At 64.0% G+C, this 17,584-nt stretch carries 18 protein-coding genes; 11 read left to right on the top strand and 7 right to left on the bottom strand.

Features of this window, described 5'->3' with window-relative positions; translation table 11 throughout:
- The first annotated feature begins 18 nt into the window (after positions 1–18).
- The 8 genes from HCR76_RS17650 (at position 19) to tatA (ending at position 8,246) form a co-directional block, all read left to right on the top strand.
- A complete protein-coding gene (locus HCR76_RS17650) occupies positions 19–3,105 on the top strand; it encodes an adenosylhomocysteinase (protein ID WP_166988438.1) in 3,087 nt (1,028 codons plus the stop codon).
- A complete protein-coding gene (locus HCR76_RS03995; protein ID WP_166988436.1) occupies positions 3,102–3,524 on the top strand; it encodes a cupin domain-containing protein in 423 nt (140 codons plus the stop codon). The genes HCR76_RS17650 and HCR76_RS03995 overlap by 4 nt, the downstream gene beginning before the upstream one ends.
- Before the next feature lie 105 nt (positions 3,525–3,629).
- Complete coding sequence (locus tag HCR76_RS03990) at positions 3,630–4,475, top strand: ABC transporter substrate-binding protein (RefSeq protein ID WP_244971478.1); 846 nt, start codon at positions 3,630–3,632, stop codon at positions 4,473–4,475.
- Between the two features lie 17 nt (positions 4,476–4,492).
- Positions 4,493–5,377: an amino acid ABC transporter permease gene (locus HCR76_RS03985; RefSeq protein WP_166988434.1), complete on the top strand. Its 885-nt coding sequence runs from the start codon at positions 4,493–4,495 to the stop codon at positions 5,375–5,377.
- Positions 5,374–6,144, top strand: coding sequence for an amino acid ABC transporter ATP-binding protein (locus tag HCR76_RS03980; RefSeq protein WP_166988432.1), 771 nt, complete (start codon positions 5,374–5,376; stop codon positions 6,142–6,144). Before HCR76_RS03985 ends, HCR76_RS03980 begins: the two co-directional genes overlap by 4 nt.
- A 42-nt stretch (positions 6,145–6,186) precedes the next feature.
- The gene (locus HCR76_RS03975) at positions 6,187–6,540 is read left to right on the top strand and encodes a YrdB family protein (RefSeq protein ID WP_166988430.1); all 354 of its coding nucleotides are present in this window, start codon (positions 6,187–6,189) and stop codon (positions 6,538–6,540) included.
- Between the two features lies 1 nt (position 6,541).
- The gene (locus HCR76_RS03970) at positions 6,542–7,897 is read left to right on the top strand and encodes an FAD-binding oxidoreductase (RefSeq protein WP_166988428.1); all 1,356 of its coding nucleotides are present in this window, start codon (positions 6,542–6,544) and stop codon (positions 7,895–7,897) included.
- Between the two features lie 70 nt (positions 7,898–7,967).
- On the top strand, positions 7,968–8,246 hold the full coding sequence (gene tatA / locus HCR76_RS03965; protein ID WP_434063575.1) for a twin-arginine translocase TatA/TatE family subunit: 279 nt from the start codon (positions 7,968–7,970) through the stop codon (positions 8,244–8,246).
- 86 nt (positions 8,247–8,332) lie between these two features.
- Here tatA and HCR76_RS03960 read toward each other — a convergent pair whose 3' ends face one another.
- From HCR76_RS03960 to HCR76_RS03935, 6 genes are all read right to left on the bottom strand, one after another.
- Positions 8,333–9,112, bottom strand: a complete 780-nt coding sequence (locus HCR76_RS03960) for a glucosamine-6-phosphate deaminase (protein ID WP_166988426.1) — start codon at positions 9,110–9,112, stop codon at positions 8,333–8,335.
- A gap of 102 nt (positions 9,113–9,214) precedes the next feature.
- Complete coding sequence (nagZ, locus tag HCR76_RS03955; protein WP_244971477.1) at positions 9,215–10,693, bottom strand: beta-N-acetylhexosaminidase; 1,479 nt, start codon at positions 10,691–10,693, stop codon at positions 9,215–9,217.
- Between the two features lie 5 nt (positions 10,694–10,698).
- Positions 10,699–11,646, bottom strand: a complete 948-nt coding sequence (locus tag HCR76_RS03950) for a carbohydrate ABC transporter permease (protein ID WP_166988422.1) — start codon at positions 11,644–11,646, stop codon at positions 10,699–10,701.
- The gene (locus tag HCR76_RS03945; RefSeq protein ID WP_166988420.1) at positions 11,643–12,593 is read right to left on the bottom strand and encodes a carbohydrate ABC transporter permease; all 951 of its coding nucleotides are present in this window, start codon (positions 12,591–12,593) and stop codon (positions 11,643–11,645) included. The genes HCR76_RS03950 and HCR76_RS03945 overlap by 4 nt, the downstream gene beginning before the upstream one ends.
- Before the next feature lie 81 nt (positions 12,594–12,674).
- A complete protein-coding gene (locus HCR76_RS03940) occupies positions 12,675–13,937 on the bottom strand; it encodes an extracellular solute-binding protein (RefSeq protein WP_198248135.1) in 1,263 nt (420 codons plus the stop codon).
- 76 nt (positions 13,938–14,013) lie between these two features.
- Positions 14,014–15,168 (bottom strand): ROK family transcriptional regulator, encoded by a 1,155-nt coding sequence (locus HCR76_RS03935; RefSeq protein WP_166988418.1) that lies wholly within the window; start codon positions 15,166–15,168, stop codon positions 14,014–14,016.
- A 125-nt stretch (positions 15,169–15,293) separates the two neighbouring features.
- Between HCR76_RS03935 and HCR76_RS03930 the strand changes: the two genes are divergently transcribed.
- Genes HCR76_RS03930 through HCR76_RS03920 form a run of 3 tightly spaced genes read left to right on the top strand, consistent with a single transcriptional unit; the run spans position 15,294 to position 16,526 of the window.
- Positions 15,294–15,716 (top strand): hypothetical protein, encoded by a 423-nt coding sequence (locus tag HCR76_RS03930; RefSeq protein WP_166988416.1) that lies wholly within the window; start codon positions 15,294–15,296, stop codon positions 15,714–15,716.
- Between the two features lie 41 nt (positions 15,717–15,757).
- Complete coding sequence (locus HCR76_RS03925; RefSeq protein WP_166988414.1) at positions 15,758–16,210, top strand: GNAT family N-acetyltransferase; 453 nt, start codon at positions 15,758–15,760, stop codon at positions 16,208–16,210.
- Between the two features lie 13 nt (positions 16,211–16,223).
- Positions 16,224–16,526, top strand: a complete 303-nt coding sequence (locus tag HCR76_RS03920) for an MGMT family protein (RefSeq protein ID WP_235933933.1) — start codon at positions 16,224–16,226, stop codon at positions 16,524–16,526.
- Here HCR76_RS03920 and HCR76_RS03915 read toward each other — a convergent pair.
- Positions 16,500–17,579, bottom strand: coding sequence for a tellurite resistance/C4-dicarboxylate transporter family protein (locus HCR76_RS03915; RefSeq protein WP_244971476.1), 1,080 nt, complete (start codon positions 17,577–17,579; stop codon positions 16,500–16,502). The genes HCR76_RS03920 and HCR76_RS03915 overlap by 27 nt on opposite strands.
- Between the last annotated feature and the right edge of the window lie 5 nt (positions 17,580–17,584).

Genomic DNA, 17,584 nt, shown 5'->3' with positions numbered 1-17,584 from the left:
GCACAATACAATGAGCGAGTGCCGCTCCCCGACGATTCTGCCCCCTCGCCCTCAGCCGAGCACCGGGTGCACGCTGCCTCGACTCTGACCGCATTTAACCGAGTGACGAACCGGCTGATCGCCGGAACACGGTTCGCGATTCTGGGCCAGCAGGATGCCGTCGCGGCGCTGCGGACGATCGTGCAGGGCATGGGCGGCCACAACGTCGCCGTCGACGAGTGCGACGTGCTCGTTCTTCTCGAAGCGCTGACCGATGCCGAGCATGCGACAGTGCACACATGGCTCGATGACGCGTCGGCAGCGCACGGCGAAACGGCATCGCACTCGCCGATCATCGTCGACGATGCGGGTGCGCTGGGCAGCGCATCGGGAGCCGCAGCGCACGTCACAGCAAGCAATCGGATGCTTCCGCACGGACTGCGTGCCGCCCACGCCACGCGGGGCGAGATTGTCATCATCGACACCGAGGTTCTTCACGCACCGCCTCGAAGCAGCACGCCCGTTCACGAGAATTTTCTTGCCGACCGCGGCTCGACGCGCATCGATTGGGCGGCGGGAGCGATGCCGGTCACACGCGCGCTGGCGTCACGCCTCGCGGGAAGCGGCGCCGTGCGCGGGGTGCGCATCGGCATCGTTCTGGTGCTCGAGCCCAAGACCGCTGTGCTGGCGATCGAACTGGCTCGCGCAGGCGCTGACGTGCGCGTGTTCGCACCCGCGAACGAGGTGGACCCCGAAGCTGCGGCAGCGCTGCGCGCACGAGGCATCGTCGTGCTGGGCTCGCCCGATGCGACGGCCGACGAAGACGACGAGCAGGCACAGGATCTGGTGCGCTGGCACCCGCAACTGCTGATCGACGACGGCGCCCACCTCATTCGGCTCGTGCACGAGCATCCGGAAGCCCTCACTCACCTGCGCGGCGCTGCGGAAGAAACGACGAGCGGCGTGCGCCCGCTCCGCGACATGGATCACGCCGGGAAGTTGGCCGTTCCCGTGATTGCCGTCAATGACGCTCGCGTGAAGACGTTGTTCGACAACAGGTATGGCACGGGGCAGACGTGCGTCTTCGCCATTGTCGACCTTCTTAACGAAGCACGCACTGAGGGCGTCAGCGAGTGCGATCCGCTCACCGCTACCTGGCTCGTGCTCGGGTATGGCCCTGTCGGCGAAGGCGTGTGCCGCCATGCACGCGCGCTCGGAGCCCCGGTGATCGTGACAGAGATCGACCCCGTGCGCGCGCTCGCTGCGGAGGTCGATGGATTCGAGGTGTTGCCGGCAGCCGAGGGCGTGCGCCGTGCGAACATCGTGGTGTCAGCATCCGGTGTGCGCGGCACGATCGACGAACAGCTGCTGAGCACAGCGGCACGCCAAACCGTGTTCGCCGTCGCGGGCGGGACAGATGGCGAGCTCGATGCACCGCACGCGTTGTGGAACGATCACGGTCCCCAGATCAGCGATCTGGTTCTCGGAGACCACCGAGTACTCGTGCTTGCGCACGGCCATGGCGTGAACTACACGGCAGCCGGCGGCAATCCCATTGAGATTATGGACCTGTCGTTCGCCGCCCAGCTCGCTGCCGTCGAGCAGCTCGTTGCTGCGGGAGCGCTCACGGACTCACGGGCACTGGCTCCGGGCCTGCACGAGCTCGCGCCGAAGCGCGAGGACGAGATCGCGTTGCGCGCACTCGGCGCGCGGCATGGTGTCGCAGCATCCACAACCTCTGATGCCCCGACGACAGCACCGATTGCATCCGAGCGCAGCCGCTATTCACGCGATGCTGTCAGCGCACCGAGCACGTCGGCGGACGACCCGACTCACGCGACGGTCACGGTGTACAGCGCCCCTCTGGTCATCCCCGTCACCGCACCGCGAATTCGCGACGGAGCCATCGCCGTGCGCGGAGACAGGATTTTGCACGTCGGCGAGCGCCAGTGGGTTTTACAGTCGCTGCGTGATGCCGGAATCGACTTTGCCGAAGAGCACTGGGATGGCGTGATCACACCGGGGCTCGTCAACGCGCACACGCACCTGCAATACACGCGCATGGCAGACGTGGCCACTCGGCGCTATGACGGGTTCGACGACTGGGCCGCGGCGTTCGACACGGTGTATGACCGCGACGGCGCCGCCCATGACTGGAGCGCTGCCGCCGCCGAGGGTGCGCGGCTCGCTGTTGCCTCAGGCACGACAGCTCTCGCCGACGTCGTCACCGATCGCGAAGCGGTGTCGGCGCTGCACGACGCCGGACTGCACGGCATTGCGTATTGGGAAGTCATGGGGTGGAGCAACGCCGACTGGCGGGCGCACGGCCGTGACGCCGCGATCGCCGATCTCGACAGCATGCCGGCAACCCCCGGCGTCGGTGTCTCACCGCACGCGCCGTATTCTCTCGAGGTGCAGCCGCTTCTCGACATCCCCGACGTCGTGCGCAACCGGGGAATGCGCCTGCACATCCACCTGGCCGAAGCGCACTTCGAGAACGAGAACGTCGAAAGCGACGATGCCTGGGTGGGCTTGAACGCCGAGAGCTTCCGGGCGCTGCGCAGCCGCGGTGTGGGCGTGAGCTCAACGCAATTCGTCGACCAGCTCGGCGTGCTCGGGCCCGACTGCCACATTGCCCACGGCATCTACATGACGGGGCGCGATCGCTCCCTGCTGCGCGCACGTGGAACATCTGTTGCCCTCTGCCCACGCTCGAACGAGGTGATCGGGCTCGACGCACCGCCGGTCGCCGCCTACCTGCGCGAAGGAAACCTCATCGGGGTCGGCACCGACTCGCTGTCGTCATCGCCGAGCCTCGATCCGCTCGCCGACGTCGCGCAGCTGCATAGAATCGCACGCGAGCAGGGGTACGCAGAGAGCGATCTGCACCAACGACTGTTCCACGCGGTCACACTGGGTGGCGCTCATGCTCTCGGGCTCGGCACCGGAACGCAGCGCGTCGGCCAGCTTGCCGTCGGCGCTCTCGCCGACCTGGCGTTCTTCGACGTCACCGACACGACGCCGCGCGAGGCTCTCAGCCAACTCGTCGAGGCGGGAGCGGGCACCTGCAGGCGAACGATCGTCGCGGGCGAGACCGTCTACCGCAGAGAGGAACCTTCAGCATGACCTTCGACGCCATCCGTGAACTGAACCTTGAACAGCATCCCGAAGGCGGTTGGTACCGTCGCACCTTCACGGCACCCGATGCACTCGCGACGCCCGCCGGAGATCGCCCGGCTGCGACGCTCATCCATTTCTGGCTGCCCGCAGGAGAACACTCGCGCTGGCACGTTGTCACGTCAGACGAAGTCTGGATGTGGCACGGGCCCGGTGCCCTGCGACTGGAGCTCGGGGGCACGGGCGATGCACCGCGCGAGACCGGCGAAACAGCACTCCTCGCCTCCCCCGGTACTGACAATGCGCGCCAGCAGTTTCTCGTTCCCGCCGGATGCTGGCAGCGCACGATTCCCGGCGACGACGATGTGCTCGTCAGCTGCCTCGTGACGCCCGGCTTCGACTTTGCAGACTGGCGCCTTGCCGACTGACAGAGCAACAATTCGTCATCCCTGCACGCGGGGAGGACAGACGACGATATTCTTACTCAGTGGCGCCGTTTCCCTGTGCGCGCCCAGCTTCTGAAGAGGAACCCCGTGAAAACTCGATTCGTTCTGCGATCACTTGCCATTGCCAGCGCGGCCGCGACAATGATCGCACTGTCCGCCTGCTCCGCGTCGACACCTCAGGATGCCGCGGACGGCAGCGAATCCGGCCTGGAGACCGTGACGCCGGGGAAGTTCACGATCGCAACAGGCGAGCCGGCCTATTCACCCTGGGTTGAGAACGACGACCCCGAGTCGGGCGAAGGCTTCGAGGCGGCTGTCGCCTATGCCGTCGCTGACGAGCTGGGATTTGCCGAATCGGATGTCGTCTGGATCCGCACACCGTTCGATACGGTGATTGCGCCCGGCCCAAAGGACTTCGACATCAACATCCAACAGTTCTCGGCAAACGACGATCGTGAGAAGGCAGTCGATTTCTCGTCGCCCTACTACGAGACAACGCAGGGCGTCGTGAGTGTCAAGGGAAGCCCCGCAGCCGAGGCCACATCGCTCGCTGACCTCGCTGGCGTGAAAGTCGGCGTGGCAGCCGGGTCGACATCGATCGCCGCGGTGAAAGAAGCGATCGGCACGGATCCCGCTATCTTCAACAGCAACGAAGACACCGTTCAGGCGCTCATCTCGGGCAACATCGATGCGCTCGTCACCGACTTGCCGACGGCGTTCTACAACGCCAATGCTGTTCTCGACGACGGCGTACTCGTCGGGCAGTTCGAGAGCTCCGCCGGCGGAGACAAGCTCGCTCTCCTGCTTGAGAACGACTCGTCCCTCACCGGCCCGGTGTCCGATGCTGTCGACGCACTCCGTGAGGACGGCACTCTCGATGATCTCGCCCAGAAGTGGCTCGCTGACAACGCCGGCGCCACAGTCCTGTCATAGGAGCATCCCCACACCTCGTGACAAACGACGCAGATACCAGTACGTCTTCGGGCCCAGCTCGGCTTGAGCCGAGCCGCGTCGAGCGCGAGCGGCGATCCTATCGACGCAGACAGACAGTCCGTTCGCTTCTCATTAGCGTGGCGAGCACCATCGTCTTTGCTGTGGTCGTGTGGTTTGTTCTCGTCAACAGTCCCGGCTGGGACGACGTGCGCCGTTCGTTCTTCGACGTCGAGACGGCAATCGCCTCCTTTCCCAGCATCCTCGTCGGTCTCTGGCTCAACATTCAGGTGCTCTTCTTCGCCGCCATTCTCGTGGGAATCTTCGGCTCCCTTCTTGCCATTGCACGAACGCTTCGTGGCGCTGTCTTCGCGCCGATCCGCCTTGGCGCAGCGATCTACACCGACTTCTTTCGAGGCATTCCTCTTCTGCTTGTTCTCTACCTCGTCGGGTTCGGCATTCCCGCTCTCGGGTTCACCGATCGCCTGCCCATGCAGGTGTGGGGAACCGTCGCTCTGACGCTGACGTATTCGTCGTACGTTGCCGAAGTTCTGCGCGCGGGAATCGAGGCAGTTCACCCGTCGCAGCGCATGGCCGCGCGATCGCTGGGGCTCGGGTATTCGAAGACCCTGCGGCTCGTCGTTCTGCCCCAGGCTGTGCGCAAGGTGACGCCTGCTCTCATGAACGACTTCGTCTCGATGCAGAAAGACGTTGGTCTGATCTCGGTGCTCGGCGCTGTCGACGCGATCCGCGCCGCGCAGATCGAAGTTGCGAGCATCTATAACTTCACGCCATACGTTGTCGCGGGCATCCTCTTCGTGCTCTTGTCATGGCCGATGATCAGGCTGACCGACTGGTACACAGCACGCGCACAACGCCGCGAGCAGATGGGAGGACAGGTATGAGCGAGCAACCTGCCACGCCCAAGCCTGTGCTGCGCGTCACCGGTGTACAGAAATGGTTTGACGACACCGCCGTGCTGCAAGGAATCGACATCGAGGTCGCCGAGCACGAAGTAGTTGCTTTGATCGGCGCGAGCGGATCAGGAAAGTCAACGCTGCTGAAGACCATCAATCTTCTCGAGCGCGTCGATGACGGCCAGATCTTCCTGCAGGGCGACGACATCACCGATCCGAGGGTGAACGCCGATCGTGTGCGCGCACGCATCGGCGTCGTCTTTCAGCACTACAACCTCTTTCCCCACCTCTCTGTTCTGCACAACATCACGTTGGCGAGCCGCAATGTCTTCGGCATTGGAAAGGCCGAGGCCGAATCACGTGCGCGTGAACTGCTGCGGCGCATCGGCCTCGAAGAGAAGGCTGGCGAGTACCCCGACCGACTCTCGGGAGGGCAGCAGCAGCGTGTCGCGATCGCGCGCGCCATCGCGACGGAGCCCGAACTTCTGCTGCTCGACGAGATCACGAGCGCACTCGATCCTCAGTTGGTCGGCGAAGTGCTCGACCTCGTCGGTGAGCTGAAGCAGGCGGGGAGCACGATGGTCATGGCCACGCACGAGATGTCTTTCGCACGCCGGGTCGCCGACCGCGTCATCTTTCTCTCGCAGTGCCGCATCGTTGAGGCCGGCCCGCCCGAGCAGATCTTCGATGACCCACAGCAGGCCGAGACGCAAGCGTTCCTGTCGCGCGTTCAGGGAGCGAGCACTGACGACTGATATCGCAACGGCCAATGCCACGGGGCATCGTAGACTTGACTTGTGACTTCAACATCTGAGCCCGTTCGCGTCAGCGTCATTGACATCGTTCGGTTCGTTCTCGAGCTCTTCGCCTTCGTGTCGCTTGGCCTGTGGGGCTTCATCTGCTTCGAGCTGCCCTGGAACGTCGTCGTCGGAATCGGAGCACCCGTGATCGCCATTGTGCTCTGGGCGCTGTTCCGCTCCCCCAAGGCGGTGTTCCAGATGGATGTCTTCGGCAAAGCCATCGTCGAGATCGCCGTCATGGGTACCGCGGTCTTTGCGTGGTGGGACATGGGACAGCCTGTCGTTGCGGCGATCTTCGCCATCGTTGCGGTCACCGCTGGCGTCATCAACGGGCGGCGAGAGCTCGACTGACATGACAGACATCGTCGCCCAGCTCATCGACGCGCTCGGAGATGCTGTATCAACGGATGCCGCACAGCTTGACGCCGCGCGGGCCGACAAATCGGGGCACCGTTCGGGCTCGGCACCGCTGGCTGTCGTGAACGCGCGCTCCATCGAAGACATTCAGGCCACCATGCGCATCGCGACAGCGACGCACACACCCGTCGTGACGCGAGGCGCCGGCACCGGCCTCGCGGGCGGCGCGATCGCTGCCTCGGGGGAAATCGTACTCTCGACACTCGCCATGGACCGTGTGCTCGAGATCAACGAGTCCGATCTGCTCGCCGTCGTCGAACCCGGCATCCTGAACGGCCGGTTCAATGAGATTCTCGGCGAACAGGGCCTCTGGTTCGCGCCCGACCCGGCGTCGAAGGCGATCTCGACTGTGGGCGGCAATATCGCGACGAACGCGGGCGGACTGCTGTGCGCCAAGTATGGCGTAACGCGCGATGCTGTTCTCGGCCTGAAGGTGGTGTTGCCTGACGGCCGACTGCTCACGCTTGGCCATCGCAGCGTCAAGGGCGTCACGGGCCTCGACCTCACCGCATTGATGGTCGGGTCGGAAGGGCTGCTCGGGGTCATCGTTGAGGCAACCGTGCGCATTCGCCGGGAGGTTCCCGGAACGCTGGCGACCATCGCTTCGTTCTACCCCGGTGTTCGGGATGCTGCCGCAGCATCCGCCGCGATCACGGCCGCGGGTCTGCAGCCCGCCGTGATGGAGCTCATCGACCCGTCGGTGCTGCGCGCGATCGACGCGTTCGCTGGCAGCTCGCTCGCCGGGCGGGGCAACGCGCATCTCGCCGTGCAGTTCGATGGGCCCGGGGCGGCGGAAGACGCCCATCGCGCACTCGAGATCATCACAGAGCTTGGCGGAGACGCTGACCTCACAACCGACCGCGACGAAGCAGAGAAGCTCCTCGCCATTCGGCGTGCCGCACATCCATCGCTCGCAGCGCTCGGAACAACGCTGATCGAAGATGTCTCGGTTCCGCGCACAGCGTTGCCCGATATGTTCGATGCGATTGCCGCGATCGAGCAGAAGTTCGGAATCACGATTCCCACGCTTGCCCACGCGGGAGACGGCAATCTTCACCCGAACTTCATCTTTGACGGTCCCATCGTGCCCGACCAGGTGTGGGCAGCGGCCGACGAATTATTTCTGGCTGCGCTGAAACTCGGCGGCACGCTTACGGGCGAGCATGGAATCGGCATTCTCAAGAAACGCTGGCTCGGCGACGAGCTCGGCGAAGATCAGTTGGAATTGCAACGACAGATCAAGCAGGTGTTTGATCCCTTGGGCATCCTGAACCCTGGCAAAGTGTTCTGACGCACGGATTCCCAGCAAGAACCGAATTCAGCGCCTATGCTGGAAAGACTTAAGTCTTGAGCGTTTCGACGTGGAGGTCCCCATGCTCGCCAATCTCACCGGATGGCACTTCGTCATCATTCTGTTCATCGTTCTTCTGCTCTTCGGCGCACCAAAGCTGCCGGGCCTCGCCAAGAGCGTCGGCGAGTCGATGAAGATCTTCAAGAAGGAAGTACGTGAGGTTTCCAGCGACGGTGACGCGGGCAGCAGCACGGCGACGGCAGATTCCACCGCTGCGCCCGCTGCAACGTCAGCGCCCGTTCCTGCACCGACCGCTGAAGCCACAGCACCCAGCAGCGACACGGCGTAACCGTCAGGTCGGCCGCCCCGACCGGATCTCCGCCAAAAGTGGCGAGGTTTCTTTACAAAACCTCGTCCTTTTCGGCGAGTGCTGCTCTAGAGGCCCTGCCACGAGGGCTTGTTGGCATACGCGTGCCGGTAGTAGTCAGCGTTCCGCAGTTCTGCCGCGGCAGCCTCGTCGACGATGACCGTTGCTCGCACGTGGAGCTGAAGTGACGAACCGGGCAGGGATGCGGTAAGGGGCCCTTCCACCGCACCCGCGACGGCACGCGCCTTGCCCGCCCCAAACGCGAGCAGAACAATGTGCCGTGCACGCTGAATCGTGCCGAGACCCTGCGTAATGCAGTGCATCGGCACGTCGTCTTCTGAGTCGAAGAAGCGGGCGTTATCGCGGCGCGTCTGCTCGGTGAGCGTCTTCACACGTGTGCGCGACGCAAACGACGATCCCGGCTCGTTGAAGCCGATGTGGCCGTCGGTGCCGATGCCGAGAATCTGCAGGTCGATGCCTCCCGCGTCGGCGATGGCCGCCTCATAATCGTCACCCGCGTGCGAAATCGACTCGAGCGCGCCGTTGGGCACGTGCACGAACTCCGGGTTGAGCCCGAGCGGCTCCACAACCTCGCGCGTGATCACCGAGCGGTAGCTCTCGGGGTGGGATGCCGGAAGGCCGACGTATTCGTCGAGGGCAAAGCCCGAGACCTTCGACAGATCCATTTCATCGCGCCGTTCGGAGAGCGCCCGATACACGGGCAGCGGGGTGGACCCGGTTGCCAGTCCGAGCACGGCGTTCGGCTGTGCCGCAATCAGCGAGACGATCTCGTCTGCGACAAGAGACCCCGCGGCTTCCGCGGACGGGACGATGATGACTTCAGCCATTAATACTTTCCTTCGAGATTTCAGCGGGCGCGAGTCGAGCATGGAGTACGCAGACTGCCGTCTCCGAGCGTATCGGGTTCTGATCGGAGCCGGAGACTGCCCTCACCGGGCGGTGCAGGCGAGGTGCCGAATGAGCGCCGTCCCCATCAGCCGTGAGGCGCCGAATGTGGCGACGTCTGCGTAGGCGCGGTCGGCCGCGGGCCAGCCCATGTCAACCGTCAAGACGGATCGGCCGGTGGCTCGAAGAGCGTCGATCACGGCGATCGCAGGCGGATGCCTGTGGTTGCCCTTGCCGATGACGATGATCGTTCCGGGGCTCGCGTCGGCGTCGAGCGTGCGCGCGAGCGCGGTGGGGTCGTCGTCTGCGAGGTTCATGCGAGTGACCGGCGCGCCGTGCCACGGATCGTCGAGGCTGAAGGGCCCCCACGGGGCCGTTCCCACAGCGATGTTCGCCACGGCGTCGAGGCGCAGCACGGCGGCGGGCGTTCGCGCGGCGTCGAGGGCTGCAGCATCCGCTGTGACAGAGATCGCGGCACGTGCCTCGGCAATGGCGTTGTCGTCGATCGCACCGCCGGCATCGGCGCCCGCACCGCCGCTCACAGCGATGTGGGTGCGGGCGAACTCCCTCACCCTGGCCGTTGCCTGGGCGACACGGGATGCCGCAAGCCGCTCGGTTGCGACAGCATCCGAGACCGCCTGCTCGATGTCACGCAGCTGCTCGTCAGTGTTCGCCGTTCCGATGCACAGCAGATCCACTCCTGCGGCGAGCGCTCGCACCGCAGCCTCGGGAATGCCGATCTCGGCGCTGGCCCCCGCCATGTCGAGGGCGTCGCTGACGATGAGCCCGTCGAAGCCGAGCTGCTCGCGCAACAGGCCCTCGAGCACCACACTCGACATCGTCGCAGGGTTGACGGGGTCGATCTGCGGAAGCATGATGTGGCTCGTCATGATCGCGGTGACGCCCACGTCGATCGCGGCGACGAAGGGCGTGAGCTCACGCGCCAGCAACGTTTCGCTGTCGACATCGAGAACGGGAAGCGCGACGTGCGAATCGGAATCGACGTCGCCGTGCCCGGGAAAGTGCTTGGCGCACGCCGCGACTCCGGCGCTCTGCAGCCCGGTGATCCAGGCGGAGCCATGGCGGGCGACGAGCTGTTCGTCAGCGCCGAAGCTGCGCACCCCGATCACGGGATTGAGCGGGTTTGAGTTGACGTCGATGCTCGGTGCGAAGTTCAGCGTGCACCCGGCTGACCGAAGCTCAGCCGCAACCTCGGCGGCGACGCGCGCCGTGACGGCTGTGTCGTCGAGCCGCCCGAGAACGGCGTTGCCCGGGTACGGCGACCCCGTCGAATAATGGAGCCGCGTGACGTCTCCGCCCTCTTCGTCGATCGCGACGATCGCGTGCGGGTTGGCCTCACGAATCTGATCCGTGAGGCGACGCAGCCCCGCGGCATCCTCGATATTCGGGCCGAAGATGCAGACACCGCCGAGCCCGGCGCGAAGCCGCGCGGCCAGCCACCCGGGCAGCGTCGTGCCCTCGAAACCAGGGAGCAGTGTTGCAGTGGCGGAAAGCGAGGGCATACCCCTCATCCTTTCACCGCTCCCGATACAAGTCCTCCGGTCATGCGACCCTGAACGAAAAGGAAGAAGATCACGACGGGCAAAGCGAGAAGCGTCGAGCCGGCCATAATCGCCGCCCAGTTTGTCGCCTGCGTCGCCTGCTGAAACGCGCGCAGCCAGATGGGCAGCGTGTACGAGCCGGGACTCTGCATGATGATGAGCGCCATCAAGAACTCATTCCACGCTTGGATGAACGCGAAGACTCCCGTCGAGATGAGTCCGGGCGCGAGCAGCGGAAACGTCACTTTCCAGAATGCCTGCGTTCGGGTGCATCCGTCGATCATCGCCGCCTCCTCGAGGTCGGCCGGAACACCGGCGACGAATCCGCGGAGCATCCAGATGGTGAAGGGCAGAACGCCGGCCAGATACACGATCGTCAGACCGATGATCGTGTTCAGCAGCCGCCAAGAGTCGACCATGCCGAAGATGGTGAACATGAGCGCTTCGCCCGGAATCATCTGAATGACAAGCAGCGCAATGATGTACTGCCTGCGCCCGCGGAATTTGAAGCGCGAAACGGCGATGGCGCCGATGAAGGCGAACACGAGGCAGATCAGCAGCGTCAGTCCCGTGACCGCGAGCGACACCATGAACGACGAGCCGAAGTTTGCGCGGTCGGGCCGCGCGGGCTCGAACAGCACCGTGACGTAGTTGCGCAAAGTGAAGTTCTCTGGCCACCACTGCGGGGTCGGGCTGATCACGTCGGCGTTTGGCTTGAACGAAGTGTTCAGCATCCAATAGACGGGAAACACCGAGCAGACGAAGACGATGATCGACACGACGCCCCAGAGAGCGTTTGCCGAGGCCCGTTTCGCCTCTCGAGCAGTGCCACGGCGCCTCACAGATGCGGGGCGGCGGGCACCGGAGGCCTCAGCTGACGTTCCGGTGGGCCGGGCGCGCGTTACGACGCTCATATTTCTTCGTCCTTCACTGTCTTGCTCACGTAGTAGATGGAGATCAGCAGCATCATGGCGACCATAATGAACGACACGGCACCCGCTGCACCGAGATTGCTCGACCCCAGGTGAAAGATGTACGTGCCGAACACATCGGTCTGGCTCGAGATTCCACCGAGCCCCTGCAACGTGTACACCTGGGTGAAGACGCGCAGATCCCAGATCATCTGCAGCACGGCGGTAATGAGCAGGATGCTGCGCAGATACGGCAGCACAATGAAGCCGAAGCGCTTCACGGCGCCCGCGCCATCGAGTTGCGCCGCCTCGAGTACTTCGTCTGGCACTTGGGTGAGTCCGGCATACACGGTGAACGCGACGAACGGAACAGACATCCAGGTGATGATCACCGTGAGCACCGCGTAAAACGACAGCGGATCGATGAGCCAGGAGTGCCCCGACCAGTCAGTTGTTCCCGTGACGGCGTTGAGCACCCAGTTCAGCAGACCGTACTTTGTGTCGACGATCCAGCCCCACACCACAACAGACGACACGGGAGGCATCGCCCAGGCAAGCAGCAGACCGATCGAGATCAGCAGGCGAAAAAACGCATTCACCCGCATCATCAAGAGCGCGATCAGGATGCCGAGGCTCATCGTCGCGATGACGAGCACGGCCATGAGGGTGAAGCTGCGTCCCGCAACGGCCCAGAAGGTGGGGTCAGCAAGCGTGCCCAGGTAGTTCTTGAGGCCGATCCACTCGGGTGGTGCGCCGAAGATCTGGGCCTTTCCGTACTTCTGGAATGAGTTGATGGCCATTTTGACGAGCGGGTAGCCCGTCATGACGAGCAGAACGACTGTGGCCGGAGCCAGCATCATCCAGGGCGTCAGGCGCTTTCGGCGCGAGCGTGTGCGGGGCCGGTGTGGCGTCGGCTGTTCCGCGCGGGCTTCGCTGACCGTCGTGGTCATGCGCGCTCCTTACGTGTGTGTGTGACGGGCGTTCTCGGGAGGGGCCCGAGAACGCCCGTCGTGACCCGTGGGGGTAGCGGGTCAGCTGTTGAGGATCTCTTCGATTTCGGCGTCGAGGTTCGTGGCGATCGTCGTCACGTCACCGCCCTGGGCGATCTTCACCAGCGCGTTCTTGATCACCTCTGATGCCTCCACGTCAGCCCACTTCGGTGCAGCGGGAGTCAGTCGAGCGTTCTCGGCCGCAGCGGCCGCGGCGGCGGTCACTTCGTCGTCCGGGAGCGCGTCGGCAGCCTCGCTTGTCGCGGGGATCAGACCCTTGGCAGCGAGAAGCTCCTGGTAATCGGGCGACAGCATGATCTGCAGTGCCTTGTACGCGAGATCCCGGTGCGCTGAGGTCGCGGCTACCGCAATGTTCGATCCACCGGCGAATGCTGCGGCCGCGCCGCCGTCCTTGCCGGGAAGCGCGAATGCTGTGACGTCCTTACCGTAAGTGTCGGGGCAGCCTGGCGTGTCAGCATCCGCCTCGGCCTTGAGCGACCACTGGAACCAGCTTGGTGCCGAGAGAAACCCGACGTCGCCCTCGCAGAAGGGAACCTGAGCGTTCGTCTCGTCTCCGTCTTTGGGAGCCGATGTGGCGCTGGTGTAGATCGATTGCATCTGCTCGAGCCCAGCGACGCCGCCGTCGCTCGAAAAGCCGGCCTTCCAGGTTCCGTCGTCTTGCTGCTCGGCAACGTAGCCGCCGTTCTCCCAGACGAACGGGAGCACGTTGTACCAGTCCTTCCCTGGTGCGTAGATGCCCGAGGCTGTTCCGGCCTCCTTCATGGCGATGCCGGCGTCGACGTACTCGTCGAGTGTCGTCGGAACCTCGCCGCCGAAGATCTGCGGGGTGTAGAACACGACGCGTGCGCCCGAGTAGTACGGGTAGGCGTAGATCTTGTCTTCGTAGGTGCCGGCTTCGACAAAGCCCTGAAGCAGGCTGTCACCTCCGAGTTCGTCGTACTTGTCGGTGAGGTCGGTGAAGGCGCCAGCCGACGTGAATGCCGCCGCTTGAGTGTTGCCGATCTCGACGACGTCAGGGGAATCCGATCCCGAGAGCGCTGTCGTGTATTTGTCGACGAGTCCGTTCCACTGCTGCTCTTCGATGACCAGCGTTGATCCGGGGTTCTCCTCCTCGAACGTCTCTTTCAGGTAGCTGCGGGCTTCGTCGGGGGTGTCCGTTCCGACGAGCCATACCCGGATCTCTGCCGAGGCGTCATCAGACGCGCCTTCGGCCGATCCGGAGCATCCGGCTAACGCCAGTGCTGCAATGGCCCCGAGGGCCACAATGCCGGTTTTCCTCATCATGAGGTCCTTTCTCAGGGAATGCGGGCGAACCGTAGTGCCGCCACGTCGTTGTGGTGCGAATGTGTGCAGGGTGCTCTTACGAGACCCCGAGTTGTCCGGTGAGGACGAGAACCACGGCGCCGAACAGAACGTTGTCGCGTCCGAGCGTGGTCATCCTGAGCGAAAGATCATCGGGGTCGCCGATCATCGTTCGTTCCAGGAGCGTGTCGTGAGCGGCGCGCAGAAACGCTCCGCCCAACAGATCTGCGGGCCCGGACAGCACGACGTCTGCCAGGTCGAGAGTGCGCACGATGGGGGCGAGCGCGATTCCCAGGTGCTCCCCCGCGTCGCGGAGAAATCGTTCTTGATCGTGTTCGTCTGCGAGGCGATCGAGCTCTGCCGTCAGCCGGGGCACGCCGACCCATGCCTCGAGGCATGCAGTTCGGCCACAGCGGCACTGCGGCCCGCCTCCGGTTCCAACAGTCACGTGACCGATCTCACCGTCCCAGAAGCGACTGCCGCGGAACGTGGCACCGCCAACGATCACGCCCGCTCCGACACCCTGCCCAATGCGCACAAGGATGATGTCGTCGCTGTCGATGTCGCCAAAGCCATGCTCAGCGAGCACAGCGACGTTCACGTCGTTCATGACGCTGACGGGAAGACCAGTCTGCTGCTCGATCGCCGACCGCAGGTTGACGTCTGTCCACCCGAGGCTCACGGCAACACGCACGACACCCAGGTCGTCGATCACGCCGGGCGACCCGACGCCGATGCCGAGCAGAGGAGCCGTAGCGAGTGCCCGTGCCATGTCGATGACGGCGAGCGCTTTCGCGAGAGCTTCGTTACCCAATGCGCCATCGATCGGCACCTCGCATCGTTCGAGGAACTCACCACCGAGGTTCACGATTGCCGCCCGAAAGGCCGTGTCGTCAGACAGATCGACAGCGATCATCTGGTGCCCGGTGCGATCGATCTCGAGCATCGTCGCGCGCTTCCCCGGGCGCGATTCGTCTCGGAGGCCTCGCTCGACAATGAAGCTCTCGTCGATGAGCTCGGCCACGAGATCAGACACCGTCACGCGCGTGAGTTCCGTCGACCTCGAGATGTCCGCACGGCTCAGCGGCCCATCACGATACAGCGTCTGCAGCACAAGCGATCTGTTGTGCGCACGCGTGTACTCGGGCAGCAGTTTGCTGCTCGGCCGCAGCGCACGGGCGGCACCCCGTCGACGCGCATCCGTGGCTTTCATGTTTGTTAGTACACCTTACTAACAACCAAATTGCAACCTTGTTCCGGCCCGACTGCATCACACATTCCCTCGCAGCAAGACCTTCGGGCGAAAATCGACTACCGTCGAGAACCATAGGGGGACCAATGACGTCACGCTTCGCTCCGCTCGCTCTCGTGCTGATCATTGGCGCTGCGCTCACGGGCTGCGCTCCGGCCCAGTCGAAGAGCGAGGCGTGCGATATCTTCAGCAGCGCCGACCTCGCTCTCGTCGACGCGATCACCAACTCAAGCGGCTCGCTCATTGACGATCCGGCAACCGCACGCGACGATCTCGACGCGGCCGTGACCACATTTGAGAAAGACGTCTCGAAGATCTCGAACGGCGACGTCAAGACAGCGGTCGACGCCATGACGGCAGCGCTGAAGGACTTTAACAGCGAGTTCGCGGATGCCGCAAAGGCGACGGAGGCGAACCCCGATTCCGTCGACAACTCCGCCCTGAATACGAGCCTGTCGGCAGCCGAAACTGCCGAGTCCGATGTGGCCCGCGTGTGCAATTCGAACTGACGCTCTTCCCGTCGAGGGCCACATGAGGCTAGCCTGGGATCATGGGTGAGATGCGAGTAGTGGAATTATCGGCATCGACAATCGTGGCGGTCAACGCCTTGTCGTTACGGCCGGGCCAAGAGCAGTTTGTGGCACCGGTGTCGTACTCGGTTGCCGCTGCCGTCACGAATCCCGCTACCACATGGCAGCGCGTCGTTCTCGATGGTGATGACGTCGTCGGCTTCGTTCAGGGCAACTTCGATCACGAGGGCATGGACGAGTACTTCCAGAGCGTTCTCTGGCGCATCAACGTCGACGCTGACGCCCAGAGACAGGGTGTCGGAAAGTTTGCGGTCGACGCCCTTGCCGCCGAAGCGCGCGAACGCGGCTTCAAGCACATCAACGTCATGTACGAGCCAGGCGAGGGCGGCCCCGAGCAGTTCTTCCTTGCCGTCGGGTTCAGCCCTGTCGACGAGACCGAGTATGGCGAGGTCGTCGGCCAGCTCAACATGTAGCCGTCAACCGACCGTGAACGAAGACTTCGTCGAGGCAGTACTCTCTGTCGTCGAATCCATCCCTTCCGGCCGCGTGATGAGCTACGGGCAAGTTGCGGCCCAGTTCGGATCCCGCTCGGCACGCGGCGTCGGCTGGGTGATGGCGCGTTACGGCAGCGAGGTGCCCTGGTGGCGAGTCGTGCAGGCATCGGGGAAGCCCCCGCAGTGCCATGATGAGTCAGCCCGTCGCCACTATGACGTCGAGGGTACTCCCCTGCGCACAACACGCACCGGGTATGCGCTCACGCGCTCAGCGTTCGTCGGATCTCGCGATTGACGACGCTCGAGGTGCCCGTGACGCGACAACGAGACTCGCGATCATCCACACGAAGATGACGGCCCAGACCACGAGCGCGACCCAAAGAAAGCGCCCGCCGATCCATCCGACGATGGGCAGATCATCGGCATCACCGAGATAAATGCCCGCAACGGCATACATGCCGAGGGGAAAGACCATGCTCCAAAGCGATGCCTCGTATCGCAGCGGAATCTTCTTGATCGCGTGACGCCACAGACCAATGCCGAAGAGCGCGGGAATCAGCCACGTGGCGAACGCCCAGAACACAACGGCGGCCGCGGCGACGGGAGCCTGCACAACACTCAGCATGGCGGTGTCGGTCATTTCGACGATGCGAGATCCCGCGAGCACGGTGATGGCACCGGCACCCATCGTCACCCAGTAGGGCGGTCCCAGCTCGGCCGCCGAGATACCTCTGGTGAGCAGACGAATGACCACGGCGCATCCGATCACCCCATACAGAATCAGGCCGATCCCCCACGAAAGCACGGCGACGATCGACAGTGCGTCGCTGATTCCCTTCGGAGCTTTCGGCTCGAGCGAGGCAGCCAGCACCGCGACCGACTGACTGGCCACGGACCAGATGAACCACGTGCCGTTGATACCTGAAAGGATGTCGGCACCTTGATGCCTGCCGATAACGAGACCGGGAATGACATAGCCGAGAATGATCCAGGCCGCGAAGCTCACACTGAGCAGAACGAAAGGCAGAATCACGTTTCCACCCTCAGCCGCGATCCGCGCGCCGAGTACATTCGTGCCCGCGACGAATGTGAAGAACGAGAACCCGTTGTGCGCCGCCGAGAAGTCATCAACGATGCGCGTGGGATATCGGATGCCGCGCCACAACGTGAGCACGAGAAGAACCACGTACCCGGCCGCAGCGACGACAAAGAGCACCATCGAGAGCACGTCGATGCTCTCAAGGTGAAGACCGAGCGAGATAATTCCCGTTGCCATCACGAGGGCGAAGTAGCCGGGCGGAAGGTTCTGCACGGCGACGGCGGCACGTGATTCAGCTGGCGACTCCACATAGC

The sequence above is a fragment of the Paramicrobacterium chengjingii genome (assembly GCF_011751765.2).
Classification (GTDB): domain Bacteria; phylum Actinomycetota; class Actinomycetes; order Actinomycetales; family Microbacteriaceae; genus Paramicrobacterium; species Paramicrobacterium chengjingii.
This window is presented reverse-complemented; position numbering and strand designations above follow the sequence as displayed.